Below are 15,824 nucleotides of genomic sequence, written 5' to 3'. Positions count from 1 at the left end.
CGCCGGGTTAGGACTCCTGCCTTCGGGCCGTTAGGACAATTCTTTAACCCGCGCCGCCGTGACCGCGAACGCACGCCGTCACGCGGTGCCTTCTTTCCCTGTCCCCGGCAAGGTTTCTGCCGCGCGCCCGCGAACCAATTTGTTCAAATTCATCGCCGCCGGCGTGACGAATTGCACGTTTGGTGCTCGTTTGCGCGGTCGCGCGCGTCGAGCGCGGCATAGCCGACGACGCGATGGGTTTTGGCGCGCTACCATCGCCGCCACAAAAAAATGGGAGGCCCAAGGCAGTGACGGGCAATCGGATGCATGACGCGTGTTTCATCCAGATCGGATTCGGCGAGGTGCGCGTCGCATTTCCGTTGCAGGACATCGACCGGGTCCTGCGGGCCGTCGCCGTCGTGCCGGTGGCCGGCGCCCCGCGCTGCGTGCTGGGCATCGTCGACGTCGCGGGCGAGCCGGTGCGCGTCTACGACATGCGCGCCTTGCTCGGGTTGCCGCCCCGCGCCATGGACCCTGCGGACCGCATGGTCCTGACGAAGCCTCCCACCCGCCTTGCTTTCCTGGCCGACGAAGTGTTCGGCGTCGCCGAGGCGGAAGCGGCCGAGGCGGTGCCGTCGTTCTCGCTGCAGGCCGGCGGCATGCGAGGCGTCGCCAGGACCGGGGACGGCATGCTGATCGTCCACGACCTCGGGCGGCTCCTCGCGCTGGAGCGCGCCATCCTCCTGCAGCAACATGCTTGATGCGACCGAGCGCGGCGTGTGGGACGCCGCCAGCCGCTGGATCGAGGGCGAAATCGGCCTGCACTTCCCGGCGGCGCAGTGGCGCGACCTGCAGCGCGGGCTCGGCGCCGCGGCGGCGCGCCTCGGCCTGCCCGACGCGCGCGCGTGCGCGCAGTGGCTGCTGCACGGCAGCCCCGATGCGGACGGCCGCGAGGTCCTGGCGGATTGCCTGGGCATCCGCGAAACCTATTTCTTCCGGGATCCACCGCTCTTCGCGCAACTGGCCGAGAACGTGCTCGTGCCGCTGATCGAGTCGCGGCGCGGCACGACGCGCCAGCTGCGGTTGTGGAGTGCGGGATGCGCGACCGGCGAGGAGCCTTATTCGCTGGCGATGCTGGTCGCGAGCCTCCTGCCGGAGTGGCGCGAGTGGAACGTCTCGATCCTCGGCACGGACCTCAGCGCCGCGGCGCTGGAGCGCGCGCGTGCCGGCAGCTACGGCCCATGGTCCTTGCGCGGCGGCGTGCCCGAGTCGGCCGCCCCGTACCTGCTGCCGCGCCCCGGCGGGCGGCACGAGGTGCACGCGGACATCCGGCGCCTGGTCCGCTTCGAGCCGTTCAACCTCGTCGCGTCCGGTGGCGTTCCGGCTTGTGCCGGATCGATGGACCTGGTCGTCTGCCGCAACGTGCTGATGTACTTTGCGCCGCACCGGCGTCCTGCCGTGCTGCGCCGGCTGTGCGACGCCGTCGCGGGCGGCGGCTGGCTGGTGACCAACCCGGTGGAGATTCCGGCGGGCGGCGTAGCGGGGATGACGGTGACGATCTCGCGCGGCCTGGTCGCGCTGCGGCACGCGGCCGCGCCGGCCCTGCCCTCGTGCGCAGTGCCCCCCGCGGCGGGCAAGGCGCGGCCCAGGGGGGAGCGAGCGACGTCCGAGGTGCCCGCGACGCGGCTCGCGCCTCAGCGCGCAGCGGCGGCGCAGGTGCCGCCAGCCGCGGCGCCCGCGACCGGCGGGCCGGAAGCGGGAGCGGGACCAGAGCGCGAGACGGCGTGCCGCCTGGCGATGCAGCAGGACAAGCTCGACCCGGAACAGCCGTACCTGCTGGCGTGCATCCTGTCCGAGCGGGGCGCCGACGACGAAGCGGCCGCAGCCTTGCAGCGCACCTTGTACCTGGCGCCGGACCATGTGCTCGCCCATTTCGGGCTGGGCAGCATCGCCGCGCGGCAAGGCCGGCCGGCCGCCAGCCGCCGCCACTTCGCGGCGGCGCTCGCCCGGTTGTCGGCCTGGCCGCCCGGCAACGTCGTCCCCGGCAGCGGGGGCATGACGGCGCGCGACCTCGCACGGGTCATCGGCACCTTCACCGGCAGCGCCTGATGGAGTTGCGCCATGCTCCCCGCGACGCGGCGCAGGCCGCCGCCATCCTGCGGCAGCGTGCGGCGGTGCTGGCGCGCCGCGCCCCGGCACCCCGGGACGACCTCGCGCAGGTGCTGGAATTTGCCGTGGCGGAGCAGTCCGTTGCCGTCGAACTGGCGTGCGTGCGCGAGGTGCGCCTGTACCGGCCGTTCGCGCCGCTGCCGCTGCCGCAGCCATTCGTGACCGGGATCGTCGGCCTGCACGGCAGGATGCTGCCGGTGCTCGATCTCGCGCTGGTCCTGGGCCTGCCGGCCACGGCCGCGCCGCCGCGCCACTTCGTCGTTCTCGGCGCCGAGCGGGCCGCGTTCGCGGTGCCCGCCGGCGAGGTCCACGGCGTGCGCGCGATTGCGCTGGCCGACGCCGCGCGCCGGGCGGCGTCCCTGTCCGAAGGCCGCAGCGAACTCGTCGCGGGCATCACGCCGGACGCCCGACTCGTCCTGGACCCGCGGCAGCTGCTGGCCTTGTCGCCGGCGCACTGATCCGGCCGTCACGACCGCAAGAATCCACAACAGAGCCACCCCATGGAACGCTACCTGAATCTCTCGACGCGCAACAAGCTCTTTTCCGCCTTCGGCATCATGCTGGTCCTGGCCGCGGCGACGGTGGCGTTCGCCTACGACGCGCTCCAGGCAATGCGCGATTCGCAGCGCATGCTGCTCTCGGTGGAGATGGCGAACGTCACCGACCTCAAGGACATCCGGGCTGCGAACTACTCGGTCCGCGCCAGCGTCGCGCAACTGATGCTGTCGACCAATCCGGCGGAGGTGGAGCGCGTGCGCGAGCGCATCCGGGCAGACCACCGCGAGATCGAAGTCGACCTGCGACGCGTGGCCGAACGGCGCGGCAGCATCGACGCCAAGCGCGACCTGCTGCGCGAGTTCGAGACGGTGCAGGCCGCCTCGATCCAGGTGCGCGAGATGCAGATCCTGCCGCTTCTGGCGAGGGGCGCCGCCGCCGAGGCGCGCGAGCTCTACCACGGCGTCCAGCTCGAGCGCGACCGACGTCTCGCCGGGCTCGCCGACGAGCTGGTGCAGCACTCGGTGCGCAGCGCCGCGGCATCGGTGTCGGCCTCCGAGCAGGATGCGGTGCAGGCGGTGCGCTGGCTGGTGGGGCTGGCGGCGCTGGCGATGGCGGTGGCGCTGGGCCTGACGCTGCTGCTCGCGCGGGTGCTGGCGGCGCCGCTGCAGGTGCTCTCGGACGCGGCGCAGAAGCTCGCCGCCGGCGACCTGGGGGTGGAGCTGGCGCCCAGCGAGCGCCGCGACGAGGCCGGCGTGCTGAGCCGCACGTTCGCGGAGATGATCGGCCGCCTGCGCGAGATGATGCGGGAGCTCGGCGACGGCGTGTCGGTGCTGGCCTCGTCGGCCAGCGAGATCTCGGCGTCGACGGCGCAGGTTGCGTCCGGCTCGGCGCAAAGCGCGTCGGCGGTGGCCGAGACTTCGGCGACGGCCGAGGAAGTCAAGCAGACCGCGAAAGTCACATCGGACAAGGCGGCCGAGGTGCGAGAGGCGGCCGAGCGCGCCGCGGAGAGTTCCGCCACCGGCCTGCAGTCCATGGACCGGTCGATCGACGCGATGGAGCAGATCCAGCAGCAGATGGACTCCGTGGCCCGGAGCATCCTGCGGCTCGCCGACCAGGGCGTGGCCATCGGCGAGATCATCTCCACGGTGAACGACCTGGCGGACCAGTCGAACGTGCTGTCGGTCAACGCCGCGATCGAGGCGGCCCGCGCCGGCGAGGAGGGCGCCGGCTTCCGGGTCGTCGCGCAGGAGATCCGCAGCCTGTCGGAGCAGTCCAAGCAGGCCACGGTGCAGGTCCGTGCCTTGCTCGGCGAAATCCAGAAGGCCACCAGCAGCGCCGTGATGACGACCGAGCAGGCCGGCAAGGCCGTGCGCGTGGGCAGCGAGCTCTCGGCGGCGGCGGCGCAGTCGATCCGCTCCATGGCGGCCAGCATCACTGAGTCGGCCCACGCCGCCGCGCAGATTGCCGCCTCGGCGCAGCAGCAGGCGGCCGGCATGGACCAGGTGGCGTACGCGATGCACAACATCAGCCAGGCGAGCGCGCAGAACGTGGCGGCGAGCCGCCAGACCGAGGCGGCGGCCCAGGGCCTGCAGGATCTCGGGCTGCGCCTGAAGTCCCTGGTGGCCCGGTACCAGACCTGATGCCGCGATGACCGGTACCGGCGCGTCCTTCGAACGCAAGCTCTCCGAGATCTTCGCGGCGGAGGCGGCCGAACACGTCCAGCGCATGCAGGCCTGCCTGCTGGAGCTGGAGGGCGGGGCGGCCGGCGGCGACGCGGCCCGATCCGTGCAGCTGCTGTTTCGCGCGACGCACAGCCTCAAGGGCGCGACCCGGGCGGTGGGCCGGCGCGACGTGGAGACGATGTGCCACGCGATGGAAACCCTGCTCGTGGCCCTGCAGCGCGGACGGCTGGAATGGTCCCGCGCCCTCGGCGATGTGCTCTACGACGCCGCCGGCGCCATCCAGCGCCACGTCGCGCGCGCACCCGATGCCGCCGCCGCCGGCGAACTGGCGGCGCTGCTGCCGCGGCTGGAACAGTTCGGGGCCGCTGGCCGCACTTCGGGGGCTGAGTCCGGCGTGCGCGCAGCGCCGCCCGCCGCCGCCGCCGCGCCCCTGGCCCGGCCCGAACCCGCCCAGCCGGCGGGCGCCGAGCGCGCCGCGCCGGAGACCGTACGTATCGCCGCGGAGCACCTCGAACGGCTGCTGCACGACGTGGAGGAACTCGTCGCGGTGAAACTGGGCATCGACCGGCGGACGCAGTCGGCTGCGGGCGCGAGAACGTCGCTCGCCACGCTGCAGGCGGCGGCTGGCGCGGCGCCGGGGGCCCAGGCCGCCGCGCTGGCCGACCACGGCCGGCAGCTGCGTGCCGTGGCGGCTGCGGCCGAACGCGACCGGCGCGAACTCGAAGTCGCCGTAGCCGCGCTGCTCGCGAACGTCAAGAAAGCGCTGCTGCTGCCGGCGGCTTCCCTGATGCCGTTCCTGGTCGCCACCGTGCGGGAGCTGGCGCGCAGCCAAGCCAGGGACGTGCAGCTGCGCATGGAGGGCGACCACGTCCAGCTGGACCGCCGCCTGCTGCAGGAGCTGCGCGAGCCGCTGGTGCACCTGCTGCGCAACGCGATCGCCCACGGGATCGAGCCGGCGGATGTGCGCGCCCGCCACGGCAAGCCGCCGAAGGGACAGCTCACCGTCACGCTGGCACCGCGCAGCGGTGGGCGGGTGGTCGTCACCGTCGCCGACGACGGCGGCGGCATCGAGACGGCCCGGCTGGCGCAGGCGGCGCGCGATGCCGGCATGGCGGTGCCGGCGCAGCCGCAGCGCGGCGACCTGCTGGAGCTGGTGTTCGGCAGCGGGGTCTCGACGGCGGAGCAGTTGACGCACGTGGCCGGACGCGGCGAAGGCCTCGCCATCGTGCGCGACACGGTGGAGCGGCTCGGCGGCACGGTGGCCGTGGACTCGGCGGCGGGGCGGGGCACTGCCTTCACCATGGACCTGCCGCTCTCGCTCGCCACCTTGCGCGCCGTCGAAGTGCGCGCGTCGGGCCAGTCGTATCTCGTGCCCACGGTACAGGTCGACCGGTGCGTGCGCTTCCGCCCCGGTGAACTGGGACCGGTGGGCACCAGGTTGACGGCGCCCATCGGCGACCGGCGCGTGCCGGTGGTCAGCCTGTCGGCCCTGCTCGGAAGCACCGGCGCGCCAGTCGTGGGCGCCGGCACGATCAGCTGCCTCGTGCTGCGCTCGGGCGAGCGTTTCACGGCGGTCGCGGTGGACCAGGTGTGCAGCGAACAGGAGGTCCTCAGCAAGCCGGTCGGGCGGGGCCTGACGAAGTCGCCGATCGTGTCCGGCGCGGCGCTGGCGGCGAGCGGCCTCACGCTGCCGATCCTCAACGCGGCGGAGCTCGTGCGGCTGGCGACCGCCGACGGCCAGCCGGGGGCGGCGCCGATGGTGCTGGCGGCGGCGGAGCGGCGCGCGCCCAGGACGATCCTGCTGGCCGAGGACTCGATCACTTCGCGCACGCTGCTCAAGAACGTCCTGGAACTGGCGGGCTACGAAGTGGAACTGGCCGCGGACGGCGTGCAGGCGCTGGCCAGGCTGCGCGCGGGCCGCTTCGACGCGGTCGTCTCGGACATCGAGATGCCGAACCTCGACGGGATCGGCCTCACCCGCGCGATCCGCGCCGACGCGGCACTGGCCGGCTTGCCGGTGATTCTCGTCACCTCGCTCGCGTCGCGCGAGGACCGGGAGCGGGGCGCCGAAGCCGGCGCCAGCGCGTACATCGCCAAGAGCAGCTTCGACCAGGGCAACCTGCTCCAGGCGATCGCGGAGCTGACCTGACATGCCGGCCAGCCTCGTGCGCGTGCTCCTCCTCGACACCACCGCCGCGCGGCGCGCCCGGCTCGAGCGCCTGCTGCATGGCGAGCCCGCGCTCGCCGTGGTGGGAGCCGCCGGCAGCGCGCAGCAGGCGACGGAAATGGCAGCGCGCCTGCGACCCGACGTGATCCTGCTGGGGGTCGCCGGTGCGGCCGCTCAGGCGGTCGGCTGGGTCGGCGAGATCATGAGCGGCTGCCCGCTGCCGATTGTCGTGGTCGCCGCCGACCGCCCCGAAGCCGTGCAACAGCGGGCTTTCGCGCTCCTCGAGGCCGGCGCCATCGCCGTGCTGCGCGAGCCGTCCGCGCCGGAAGGCGAAGCGTGCGCGCAGGAGCTCGCCGCGTTGCGGCAAAGCGTGCGCCTGATGGCCGAAGTGAAGGTCGTGCGCCGCTGGCGGCGGCCACCGGTGCCGCCGCTGCCTGCGCCGCCGGCCCGGCCGCGGTCGCGGCCGCGGACGGCGCCGGCGCCGCTGCAACTGCCCGCGCCGGCCGTCGCCGCGCCGGCGAAACCGGGCAGCGTCCAGCTCGTCGCGATCGGCGCGTCGACCGGCGGACCGGTGGCCCTGAAGCGCGTGCTGGCCACGTTGCCGGCGTCGTTCCCGGTGCCGATCCTGATCGTGCAGCACATCGCCGACGGCTTCGTCGATGGCCTCGCTTCCTGGCTGACGGCCGCGTGCGCGATCCCGACCGAGGTCGCGCGCCCGGGTGCGCAGCTCGCGGGCGGGCGGGCCTACATCGCACCGGACGGCGTGCACATGCGGCTGGCCGCCGGCGGCCGGCTGGAGTTCGATGCCGGCGCGCCCGTCAACGGGCACCGGCCCGCGGTGTCGTGCCTGTTCGCGTCGGTGGCGGTGCATTGCGCGGGCCGCTCCGTGGCCATCCTGCTGACCGGGATGGGCCGCGACGGCGCGGCGGAGTTGAAGCTGTTGAGGGACGGCGGCGCCCTGACGATCGCGCAGGATCGCGCGTCCTCGGTCATCCACGGGATGCCCGGCGAAGCCATCCGCTGCGGAGGGGCGACCTACGTCATGTCGCCGGAGGAAATGGCCGCGGCGTTGCCCGCGCTGGTGGCCAGGTGAAAGGAGTATCGATGAAGACGGATGGACAGCACACGCAGGGACTGCACGTCCTGGTTGCGGAGGACAGTCCCACCCAGGCCGCGATCCTGCGCGAGACGCTCCTGGACGCCGGCTATCGCGTGACGGTGGTCGGCAACGGCCTGGAGGCGCTGGAGGCCGGCCGCCGCGAGAAGCCGGTGCTGGTGATCACCGACGTCGTCATGCCGGACATGGATGGCTACGAGCTGTGCCGCGCCGTGAAGGCCGACGAGCGCCTGAGGGACGTCCCGGTGATGATCGTCACGTCGCTGCGTGAGATCGACGACATCGTCGCCGCGCTCGAGTGCGGCGCCGACAATTTCATCCGCAAGCCGTTCGAGCCCCAGTCGCTGCTGGCGCGGATCGAATACCTGCTGGCCAATCGCATGCTGCGATCGCACAACCGGGTGCAGCTCGGCATCGAGATCAGCCTGAGCGGCAAGCGGCACCTGATCACCGCCGAGCGCGAGCAGATCCTGGACCTGCTGTTCTCGTCCTACGACGAGGCCCTCCACGCCAACGAGGAACTGCGGCGCCGGCAGGAGGAAGTCCACTCGCTGAACCTGCAGCTCGCCGGCCGCGCGGTCGAACTGGAAGACGCCAACACGCAGTTGCGCTCCTTCTGCCATACCGTCTCGCACGACCTGCGTTCGCCCCTCGGCACCATCCGGACCTTCAGCTCGATGCTCGAGGGACAGTTTGCCGACGCGCTCCCCGACAAGGGCCGGCTCTGCGTCGGCGTGATCAAGCAGGAATCGGCGCGGATGATGCGCATCGTCGACGACATCCTGTACCTGGCCAACATCGAGCGCGCGGTGATCGATCGCGGGCGGGTGAACCTCGCCGTCGTGGCACGGGAGGCCATCGAGGCGCTGCGCGACGGCCAGCCGCAGCGGCGGGTGGATTTCAACAGCCCGCAGCAGGCGTGGGCCGAGGGTGACGAGCGGCTGCTGCGGGTGGCCCTGGTCAACCTGCTGGGCAACGCGTGGAAGTTCACCGGCCGGCAGCCGCAGGCCTGCATCACTTTTTCGGCGTCGCGATCCGGTGCCGAGACGGTGTACCGCATCGCCGACAACGGCGCCGGCTTCGACATGGCCCATGCCGGGCGGCTGTTCAAGGCGTTCGAGCGGCTGCACCGCAACGATGAATTCGAGGGCTTCGGCGTCGGACTGGCGACGGTGCACCGCATCGTGACCCTGCACGGCGGGCGCATCTGGGCCGAGGCGGCGCCAGGGCAGGGCGCCGCGTTCCTGTTCACGCTCGGCGGCGCCGGGGCGACGGGCGCGCGGAGCCGCTAGGGTTTCACCAGCCCCTTGCGTACGGCGTAGAGGGTCAGGCTGGCCATGTCGCGCAGTCCGAGCCGCTCCATGATCCGGGTGCGGTGCACGGCCACCGTCTTCGGACTCAGCCCCAGTTCGCCCGCGACTTCGGCGGCCGACCGGCCGCGCACCATGAGCTTGACGATCTCGACCTGGCGCGGGGTGAGCTCCTGGTCCGCGGACGGCTCCGCCGGCTGCAGCAGCAGCGCCGTGATCGACGGGCTGAAGTAGCTGCCGTTGCGCATCATCGTGTGCACGGCGTGTTCCAGCTCGAACGCGGGCGCGTCCTTCATCACGTAACCCGACGCGCCGCAAGCGACGGCCCGGCGGATGACGTCGGCCGTGTTGTGCATGGAAAGCATCAGCACGTGCATGCCGGGATGGCGCGCCTTGATTTCCGTGATCGCGGTGATGCCGTCCATGCCGGGCATGGAGACATCGGTCATCACCAGGTCGGGTGCCAGGCGGTCGACCAGTTCGATCAGCTCGCGACCGTCCTTCGCCTCGCCGACGACCTCGGCGCCGCCGACCGTTTCGACCAGGGCCCGGATCGCCGACCGGACCATCGCCTGGTCCTCGGCCAGCACGATCCTGATGGTCGGGGGCGTGCTCGATCGACTGGTCACTGCGCGGCTCCTGCATCGGCGTCCGACCGTTGCCAGGGGCCCTGGTTTCCATCGGACAATGGAGCGTGCCACGGCTGGGGCAGCCCGGCAGCGGCCGGTTCGCATGTCCATGACGGGGAAGCGCCTATTCCTGAATCCGCGCGACCGCGCGGATCGAAACTCCCGTTTTGGCGGCGGGCCGAGGCACGCATGGCGCGGGTGTGCGCGAGCGGCGCTGCGCTCGAGCAGGAGGGCACGCCGGCAGTGGCGTTGCGATGAACAAACTGCCGCGCAATGCGTGGTTGAATGACGATCCAGTCGGTGAAGGGAACGAGTGAAATGAGTCTGATCGAGGCAACCGCGTTCGAGGGCGGCGCGCCGGGTCCCCGGTTGGTCGTCCTCGGCGCGGTGCATGGCAACGAGACCTGCGGCACCCGCGCCATCGAGCGGTTGCTGGCCGAGCTGGCGGCCGGGCGGCAGCGCATCGTGCGCGGCCGGCTGACCCTGGTGCCCGTCACCAACCGGCTGGCCTACGAGCGCGGCACGCGCGGTGGCGACCGCAACCTCAACCGGCTGCTGGCCCCCACGGCGGCGCCGGCCGACAACGAGGATCGAATCGCCAACGAGCTGTGTCCGCTGCTCGCCCGGCACGACGTGCTGCTCGACCTGCATTCGTTCCGCTCGGGCGGGCCGCCTTTCGTGATGGTCGGTCCGCAGGACAACACCGGCACGCTGCAGCCGTTCACGCAGGCGGCGCTGGAAGAAGCGCTGGCGCTGCGCCTGGGCGTGGCGCGGGCGATGGACGGCTGGCTGGACACCTACGCAGCCGGCGCGCGGCGGCGCGGCGGGCGTGCCGGCTACGGCGTGGGCACCACGGAATTCATGCGCTCGGCGGGCGGTTGCGCGCTCACGCTGGAATGCGGCCAGCATGAGGATCCGCAGGCGCCCGAGGTGGCGTGGCGCGCCGTGCTGAACGTGCTGGCGCACCTGCGGCTGGTCGACGCACCGGCGCCCCCGCCGGCGCAGGCGATTGAAGGGCTGCGGCTGCGCGAGGTGGTGGATCGCGAACATGCCGGCGACGCATTCGCGCGGCCGTGGCAGAGCTTCGATCCGGTACGCGCCGGCCAGCTCGTCGCGACGCGGCACGACGGCCGCGAGGTGCTCGCGCCGTTCGACGGCTACATCGTGTTTCCGGACGAGCGGGCCGAGCCGGGGGCCGAGTGGTTCTATTGCGCGCAGCATCATCCGCGCCTGAGCCGACCGGCTGGGCGTCCCGCTGCCGAAGCTCCCGATTGACGCTGCGCGGCGCTTGCCTGTACCCTCTGCCGCTCGCTGGGCACCGGACACGCGATGGAGCGGTCCGGCGCCGCCAGCGAAGGCTTCGCGTGCTGTCACACACATCGGGAGACCAGCCATGAAGAGACGGGACTTCGCGGGGGCGCTTGCCCTGGCCGGACTCGGTGGCCGCGCGTTCGCGCAAGCCACCCCCTGGCCGGGCGCCAGGCCGATCCGGCTGGTGGTCGGCTTCACGCCGGGCGGCGCGGCCGATTACGTGGCGCGCGCCATCAGCGACACGCTGGGCAAGAACCTGGGACAGACCGTCGTCGTCGAGAACCGGCCGGGCGCGGGCGCGAGCATCGCCACCGACCTGGTGGCGAAGGCGGCGCCCGACGGCTACAGCCTGCTGCTCGCGAGCCCGGGCAGCATCCTCGTCAATCCGGCGCTCAATCCGAAACTGCCGTACACGCTGCGCGACCTGGCCCCGGTGGCGAAGGTGACCAGTTCCCCGCTGGTGATCGCCGCCAACCCGGCCAGCGGCATCAACTCGATCCAGGACCTCGTCGCGAAGCTGAAGCAGGCGCCGGGCGAGGTCAATTGCGCCACGGCGGGCAACGGCAGCGCGCCGCACCTCGGGGCCGCGCTGTTCTCGCAGGTCACCGGTACCCGGATGACGCTGGTGCCGTTCCGCGGCGGCGCGCCGGCGATCCAGTCGGTGGTGGCGGGCGACACCCATGTCACGTTCGGAACGCCGCCTTCGGTGCTGCCGATGATCCAGCAGGGACGGCTGAAGGGATTGGCGGTCAGCGCGCGCGAGAGCTCGTCGATGTTCCCGGGGCTGCCCGGCATGGCGGAGGCTGGCCTGCCCGACTACGCCATCGACTTCTGGTACGGCCTGTTCGTGCCCGCCGCCACGCCGCCAGCCATCGTGAAGAAGGTCTTCGACGCCGCGGCCGCGACGATGGAGCAGCCGGCCATCAAGGCCGCACTGGCGCGGGAGGGAACGGCGGTCGACGTCTCGAGGTCGCCGGAGCAGTTCGTGGCCTTCCTGGAGCAGGACGCGAAGTTCTGGGTCAAGCTGGTCAAGGATGCCGGGGTCAAGCTCGACTGAGCCTGCGGAGGGAACCGACATGGGTCCAGACAGTCACGACACGGCCGGCGCACGCTGGCTGGAGCTGGTCCGGCGCTATTACGACGGCTGCAGCGCCGGCGACGTGGCCCTGACCGCGGCGACGCTGCATCCGGAAGTCGAGCACTTCTTCCTCGCCCCGAACCAGGGATCGGCGCCGGTCCGTGGGGCGCAGCACCTGGCGCGCTACTGGCGCAAGGTGCAAGGCATGATCGAAGCACGCTGGGTGGTGGACCGCATCTGCGCCGGCGAGGCGCAGGCCGTCATCGAGTGGACGATGTTCTGGCGTCCGACCGGCGGCGCGCAGCGGGTGGCGACGCGGGGCGCCGAGTGGTTCGCGTTCGAGGATGGCCTCATCCGCGAGATCCGTTCCTACTACCAGATGCGGCCGGAGACCAGCGAGCTGGAAGGCTTCCCGTATGCCGCGCGCGGCTACTCCGTGCCAGGCGCCGAGCACAGCGCGCTGCATCCGGCGGCGGGAGCCGCGCCTCCCTGAGGGGCGCTGCGCCCGCGCCGCGGCCGGGATAATCGCGCGATCGTTCCTCGCCTCGCGCCACATGCTTCTTGCCAATCCCCACGCCGGCCGCGTGCCGTATCCGCCCGACCTGCTCCAGGTGATGAACGTCGCGCAGGCGCGGGCCAGCCGCCGCAGCCTGGCGTCCTGGGACCTGCTCGCGCCGGGCCCCACGCCCGTGTGGCCGCTGCCGCAACTGGCGCGCGACCTCGGCATCGCCGGGATCGGCATCAAGGACGAATCGGCCCGTTCGCCGCTCGCCAGCTTCAAGGTGCTTGGCGCGCCGGTCGCGCTGCTGCGGCTGATCCAGCGGCGCTCGCCGAAGTGGACCGACGAGGACCTGCTGGCGGGGCGCCATGCGGGCGCGCTGGGCGACCTGGTCGTGGTCAGCGCCACCGACGGGAACCACGGCCGCGCGCTGGCGGCGGCGGCCCGCAGCATCGGTTGCCGTTGCGTGATCGTGCTGCACGCGCAGGTGAGCGCCGAGCGCGAGCAGCCGATCGCGGCGCTGGGCGCGCGGATCGTGCGCATCGCCGGCAACTACGACGATTCGGTGCACGAGGCGGCGCGGCTGGCGGTGGCCAATGGCTGGCAGGTGGTCTCGGACACGTCGTACGAAGGCTACGAGGAGATTCCACGGGACGTCATGCAAGGCTATGCCGTGCTGGCGGACGAAGTGCTGGAGGATCTCGGACCGGCCGCGCCATGCCCGTACACGCATCTCTTGCTGCAAGGCGGGGTCGGCGGCCTGGCGGCGGGCGTGGCCAGCTACGTCTGGGAGCGCTTCGGCGCGGCGCGGCCGGTCTTCGTCGTGGTGGAGCCGCGGCAGGCCGACTGCCTGATGCAAAGCTGCCGCAGCGGCGCGCCGGCGCGGGCCAGCGGGTCCGTCGACTCGGTGATGGCAGGCCTCGCGTGCGGCGAGGCGTCGCCGCTGGCGTGGCGCTTCCTGCAGCCGGCCGTCGACTTCTTCCAGACCGTGGCCGACGACGAGGCGACGCACGCGATGCGCGTGCTGGCGCAAGGCAGCGCCGGTGACGTGCCGGTCGTCGCCGGCGAGTCCGGAGCCGCTGGCCTCGCCGGGCTGCTGGCGCTGGCGCGCGATCCGGCGCAGCGCCAGCAGGCGCGCCTGGACGCAGCGTCGCGCGTGCTGCTGTTCAACACCGAAGGAGCCACCGCGCCCGCGCTGTACGCATCGCTGGCGGGCGTGGGCGCGTCCGAGGTGCTGCGGGCGCAGCGCGAGTGGCTGCGCCGCGGGCGCGCCTGATCAGGCGGCAGGCTGGTAAGGCAGGCCCTGCGCGACCAGCTCCACGAGGTCGATCCGGTCGGCCAGGTACTGCGTGCCGGCTGCCATCAGGCCGAGCCCGGCCTGCGAGTAGGTGCCGTGGTCCAGGAGCGACTTGAAGTGCTGCAGGTCGCCGTCCGGCGGCGGCGAGCCGACCACGTTCTCGTACAGCAGCCGTACCACCGCCTCGTTGCTGGGCGCGCCCAGCCGCACCTGCAGCGCGAGCTGCATGAGGTCCAGCCCGCTCGCGCCCTGGTCGGCGAGTGACAGGCCGATCCCCGCATATTCGCGGTTCCCGACGGCCGCGGGGCCGAACACCGCGCCCAGGATCCGCGCCACCTGGCCGGCCGCGCCGTCGAGGTCCAGCGCCAGATTGCCGTCGCGGAATTCGAGGCGTTCCACCTGGCGCAGCGTGTCGATGTCGGTGGGCGCCGTGGTGCGCTGCACCGTGACGTCGCCGGACGCCGCGCGGCTGATGGTGAAGTCCGAGCGATTGCCGAAGTACACCGCGGTGTCGGTGCCGCCCTGGCCGGCCAGCGTGTCGGCGCCGTCGCCGCCGCGCAGGCGGTCGGCCGCGGCCGAGCCGGTGCGCGCCAGGCCCGAGTCGGGCGTGAGCGGGAAGGCGGTGGCCGGCATGATGCCGGTGACGATCAGGCCGCCGCTGCCGTCGTAGCTCTGCATCGTGACGATGCCAGGCCCTTGTGCCATCTCGGTCCAGTGGTTGCCACCGATGCGCCAGAGTTCGCCCCCCGCCCCGAGATCGCCGGCATTCAAGGTGCTGAAATGGCCCGTGCCGTCGTTGAGCCAGACCAGCGGCGTGGTCGCAGTGATCTGGCCGCCGTTGTATTCGACGGTGAAATCGGTGAACCCGTCGCGGTTGAAATCCAGCGGCTTGATCCACATGCCCCATGGCGCGCCCGCGCTGGTGCCGGGCGTGCCGCCCATCGCGTCGGCGGGGGCCATCAGTTGCGCGGTCGCGTCGGAGAACTGGCGGTTGCCCTGGTTGAGCAGCACCTGCACGTACCAGCCGTCGTAGAACGGCTGCCCTTGCGTGCCCGTCACCAGAAGGTCCTGCAGGCCGTCCCCGTTCAGGTCGGCGGGGCGCGCGTCCAGCACGATCTGGTTCGGCAGCAGCGCGGTCGCCGGCAGCGAGGTCATGGCGGACTCGACGAAGCGGCCGCCCTGGTTTCACAGCACCACGCTCTCGCGCAGCGTGTCGTAGGACGCGCTGGCGTCGGCGGTGACGATCAGGTCGGGCAGGCGGTCGCCGTCCAGGTCCGCGAGCGTCGCGCCGGGGAAATGGTGCGCGGTGTCGAAGTCGAGCACGCTGCCGCTGGTGGCTGGAATGGCGCCGCGGTCGACGGCGAAATGGCCCGTGCCGTCGTTGACCAGCAGGTACGACAGGATGTGGTTCTGGCCGGCGTAGCCGTTCCCGACGAACAGGTCGACGTCGCCGTCGCCGTCGATGTCCCCCGCTGCCGCGGTGTGCGTGAAGTCCTGGAGCACCGGCAGCCGGGCCGTGGCATCGACCCAGGTCTCGCCCTGCGACAGGTACAGCCGGTTCTGCTCTCCCGGGAAGGGGTGGGTGTCCCAGCCGTGCGAGGCGACGAAGACGTCCGGGCGGCCGTCGCCGTTGAAGTCTTCAACCACGATCTTGCGCGGGTGCACCGTGAGCAGCGATGCGGTCGGGAAGGTCGACTCGGGCGCCGCGACGAAGCCGCCGCGACCGTCGCCGAACAGCACCGCGCCGGCCTGCGGGGTGGGTTGCGTGTAGGCGCCCCACGGATAAGAGGCGCCGAAGACCAGCAGGTCCTGGTGGCCGTCGCGGTTCAGGTCCGCCGTGACCGGCGAGAAGACCGCCTGCGGCCGGTAGCCGGGCAGCGCGACGTAATGGTTCAGAAGCGAAAAATACTGGCTGTTCGCCATGCGCGGCTCCCCTGCTGTTGTGTGCCGACGCGTACCGGCCTTGTCGGCGCGGCGCAGGATAGCATCGCGATGCGCCGCAAGCCCGGCCGCGTGCGAAGCCATGCGTGCGCAATGCAGGGTCTCGTTGGCGATTCGCCACAGGGCGCGCGCAACGAGCGCGCGCCG

General features: G+C 72.4%; 14 protein-coding genes. 11 read left to right on the top strand and 3 right to left on the bottom strand.

Going from position 1 to position 15,824, the window contains the following annotated elements; all coding sequences use genetic code 11:
* The first annotated feature begins 182 nt into the window (after positions 1 to 182).
* The 7 genes from RAMLITH_RS06330 to RAMLITH_RS06300 are packed head-to-tail and all read left to right on the top strand — an operon-like array spanning position 183 to position 8,904.
* Complete coding sequence (locus RAMLITH_RS06330) at positions 183 to 740, top strand: chemotaxis protein CheW (RefSeq protein ID WP_337786133.1); 558 nt, start codon at positions 183 to 185, stop codon at positions 738 to 740.
* Positions 733 to 2,088: a CheR family methyltransferase gene (locus tag RAMLITH_RS06325; RefSeq protein ID WP_168106544.1), complete on the top strand. Its 1,356-nt coding sequence runs from the start codon at positions 733 to 735 to the stop codon at positions 2,086 to 2,088. The genes RAMLITH_RS06330 and RAMLITH_RS06325 overlap by 8 nt, the downstream gene beginning before the upstream one ends.
* Positions 2,088 to 2,606 carry a chemotaxis protein CheW gene (locus RAMLITH_RS06320; RefSeq protein WP_168106543.1) on the top strand — a complete coding sequence of 173 codons (519 nt, stop codon included), beginning with the start codon at positions 2,088 to 2,090 and terminating at the stop codon, positions 2,604 to 2,606. Before RAMLITH_RS06325 ends, RAMLITH_RS06320 begins: the two co-directional genes overlap by 1 nt.
* Before the next feature lie 42 nt (positions 2,607 to 2,648).
* Positions 2,649 to 4,286, top strand: a complete 1,638-nt coding sequence (locus RAMLITH_RS06315; protein WP_168106542.1) for a methyl-accepting chemotaxis protein — start codon at positions 2,649 to 2,651, stop codon at positions 4,284 to 4,286.
* A gap of 7 nt (positions 4,287 to 4,293) precedes the next feature.
* Complete coding sequence (locus tag RAMLITH_RS06310) at positions 4,294 to 6,477, top strand: hybrid sensor histidine kinase/response regulator (protein WP_168106541.1); 2,184 nt, start codon at positions 4,294 to 4,296, stop codon at positions 6,475 to 6,477.
* Position 6,478: 1 nt separating this feature from the next.
* Positions 6,479 to 7,588, top strand: a complete 1,110-nt coding sequence (locus tag RAMLITH_RS06305; RefSeq protein ID WP_168106540.1) for a chemotaxis protein CheB — start codon at positions 6,479 to 6,481, stop codon at positions 7,586 to 7,588.
* A gap of 11 nt (positions 7,589 to 7,599) precedes the next feature.
* A complete protein-coding gene (locus RAMLITH_RS06300) occupies positions 7,600 to 8,904 on the top strand; it encodes a sensor histidine kinase (protein ID WP_168106539.1) in 1,305 nt (434 codons plus the stop codon).
* On the opposite strand, the gene RAMLITH_RS06295 is transcribed toward RAMLITH_RS06300, so the two are convergent.
* On the bottom strand, positions 8,901 to 9,551 hold the full coding sequence (locus tag RAMLITH_RS06295; protein WP_168106538.1) for a response regulator: 651 nt from the start codon (positions 9,549 to 9,551) through the stop codon (positions 8,901 to 8,903). The two genes, RAMLITH_RS06300 and RAMLITH_RS06295, sit on opposite strands and share 4 nt — an antisense overlap.
* Positions 9,552 to 9,869: 318 nt before the next feature.
* On the opposite strand from RAMLITH_RS06295, the gene RAMLITH_RS06290 reads away from it, so the two are divergent.
* The 4 genes from RAMLITH_RS06290 to RAMLITH_RS06275 all read left to right on the top strand — a co-directional run bounded on the left by RAMLITH_RS06290 (position 9,870) and on the right by RAMLITH_RS06275 (position 13,715).
* Positions 9,870 to 10,826: a M14 family metallopeptidase gene (locus RAMLITH_RS06290; protein WP_168106537.1), complete on the top strand. Its 957-nt coding sequence runs from the start codon at positions 9,870 to 9,872 to the stop codon at positions 10,824 to 10,826.
* 118 nt (positions 10,827 to 10,944) lie between these two features.
* Positions 10,945 to 11,919 (top strand): Bug family tripartite tricarboxylate transporter substrate binding protein, encoded by a 975-nt coding sequence (locus tag RAMLITH_RS06285; protein ID WP_168106536.1) that lies wholly within the window; start codon positions 10,945 to 10,947, stop codon positions 11,917 to 11,919.
* 19 nt (positions 11,920 to 11,938) lie between these two features.
* Positions 11,939 to 12,433, top strand: coding sequence for a nuclear transport factor 2 family protein (locus RAMLITH_RS06280; RefSeq protein WP_168106535.1), 495 nt, complete (start codon positions 11,939 to 11,941; stop codon positions 12,431 to 12,433).
* A 61-nt stretch (positions 12,434 to 12,494) separates the two neighbouring features.
* Positions 12,495 to 13,715: a diaminopropionate ammonia-lyase gene (locus RAMLITH_RS06275; protein WP_168106534.1), complete on the top strand. Its 1,221-nt coding sequence runs from the start codon at positions 12,495 to 12,497 to the stop codon at positions 13,713 to 13,715.
* Here the strand turns inward: RAMLITH_RS06275 and RAMLITH_RS06270 are convergent, their stop codons facing one another.
* A complete protein-coding gene (locus RAMLITH_RS06270; RefSeq protein WP_168106533.1) occupies positions 13,716 to 14,891 on the bottom strand; it encodes an FG-GAP repeat domain-containing protein in 1,176 nt (391 codons plus the stop codon).
* Positions 14,892 to 14,921: 30 nt separating this feature from the next.
* The gene (locus tag RAMLITH_RS06265; protein ID WP_168106532.1) at positions 14,922 to 15,659 is read right to left on the bottom strand and encodes an FG-GAP repeat domain-containing protein; all 738 of its coding nucleotides are present in this window, start codon (positions 15,657 to 15,659) and stop codon (positions 14,922 to 14,924) included.
* Between the last annotated feature and the right edge of the window lie 165 nt (positions 15,660 to 15,824).

Origin of the sequence: Ramlibacter lithotrophicus (assembly GCF_012184415.1) — a bacterium.
Lineage (GTDB): Bacteria > Pseudomonadota > Gammaproteobacteria > Burkholderiales > Burkholderiaceae_C > Ramlibacter > Ramlibacter lithotrophicus.
The sequence above is the reverse complement of the archived record's forward strand: the minus strand, read 5'-3'. Positions and strand labels throughout refer to the sequence as shown.

Coding starts and splice junctions, on each gene's coding strand:
- RAMLITH_RS06325 (WP_168106544.1), top strand. CDS start 733: ATGCTTGATGCGACCGAGCGCGGCGTGTGGGACGCCGCCAGCCGCTGG.
- RAMLITH_RS06320 (WP_168106543.1), top strand. CDS start 2,088: ATGGAGTTGCGCCATGCTCCCCGCGACGCGGCGCAGGCCGCCGCCATC.
- RAMLITH_RS06315 (WP_168106542.1), top strand. CDS start 2,649: ATGGAACGCTACCTGAATCTCTCGACGCGCAACAAGCTCTTTTCCGCC.
- RAMLITH_RS06310 (WP_168106541.1), top strand. CDS start 4,294: ATGACCGGTACCGGCGCGTCCTTCGAACGCAAGCTCTCCGAGATCTTC.
- RAMLITH_RS06305 (WP_168106540.1), top strand. CDS start 6,479: ATGCCGGCCAGCCTCGTGCGCGTGCTCCTCCTCGACACCACCGCCGCG.
- RAMLITH_RS06300 (WP_168106539.1), top strand. CDS start 7,600: ATGAAGACGGATGGACAGCACACGCAGGGACTGCACGTCCTGGTTGCG.
- RAMLITH_RS06290 (WP_168106537.1), top strand. CDS start 9,870: ATGAGTCTGATCGAGGCAACCGCGTTCGAGGGCGGCGCGCCGGGTCCC.
- RAMLITH_RS06285 (WP_168106536.1), top strand. CDS start 10,945: ATGAAGAGACGGGACTTCGCGGGGGCGCTTGCCCTGGCCGGACTCGGT.
- RAMLITH_RS06280 (WP_168106535.1), top strand. CDS start 11,939: ATGGGTCCAGACAGTCACGACACGGCCGGCGCACGCTGGCTGGAGCTG.
- RAMLITH_RS06275 (WP_168106534.1), top strand. CDS start 12,495: ATGCTTCTTGCCAATCCCCACGCCGGCCGCGTGCCGTATCCGCCCGAC.
- RAMLITH_RS06270 (WP_168106533.1), bottom strand. CDS start 14,891: ATGACCTCGCTGCCGGCGACCGCGCTGCTGCCGAACCAGATCGTGCTG.
- RAMLITH_RS06265 (WP_168106532.1), bottom strand. CDS start 15,659: ATGGCGAACAGCCAGTATTTTTCGCTTCTGAACCATTACGTCGCGCTG.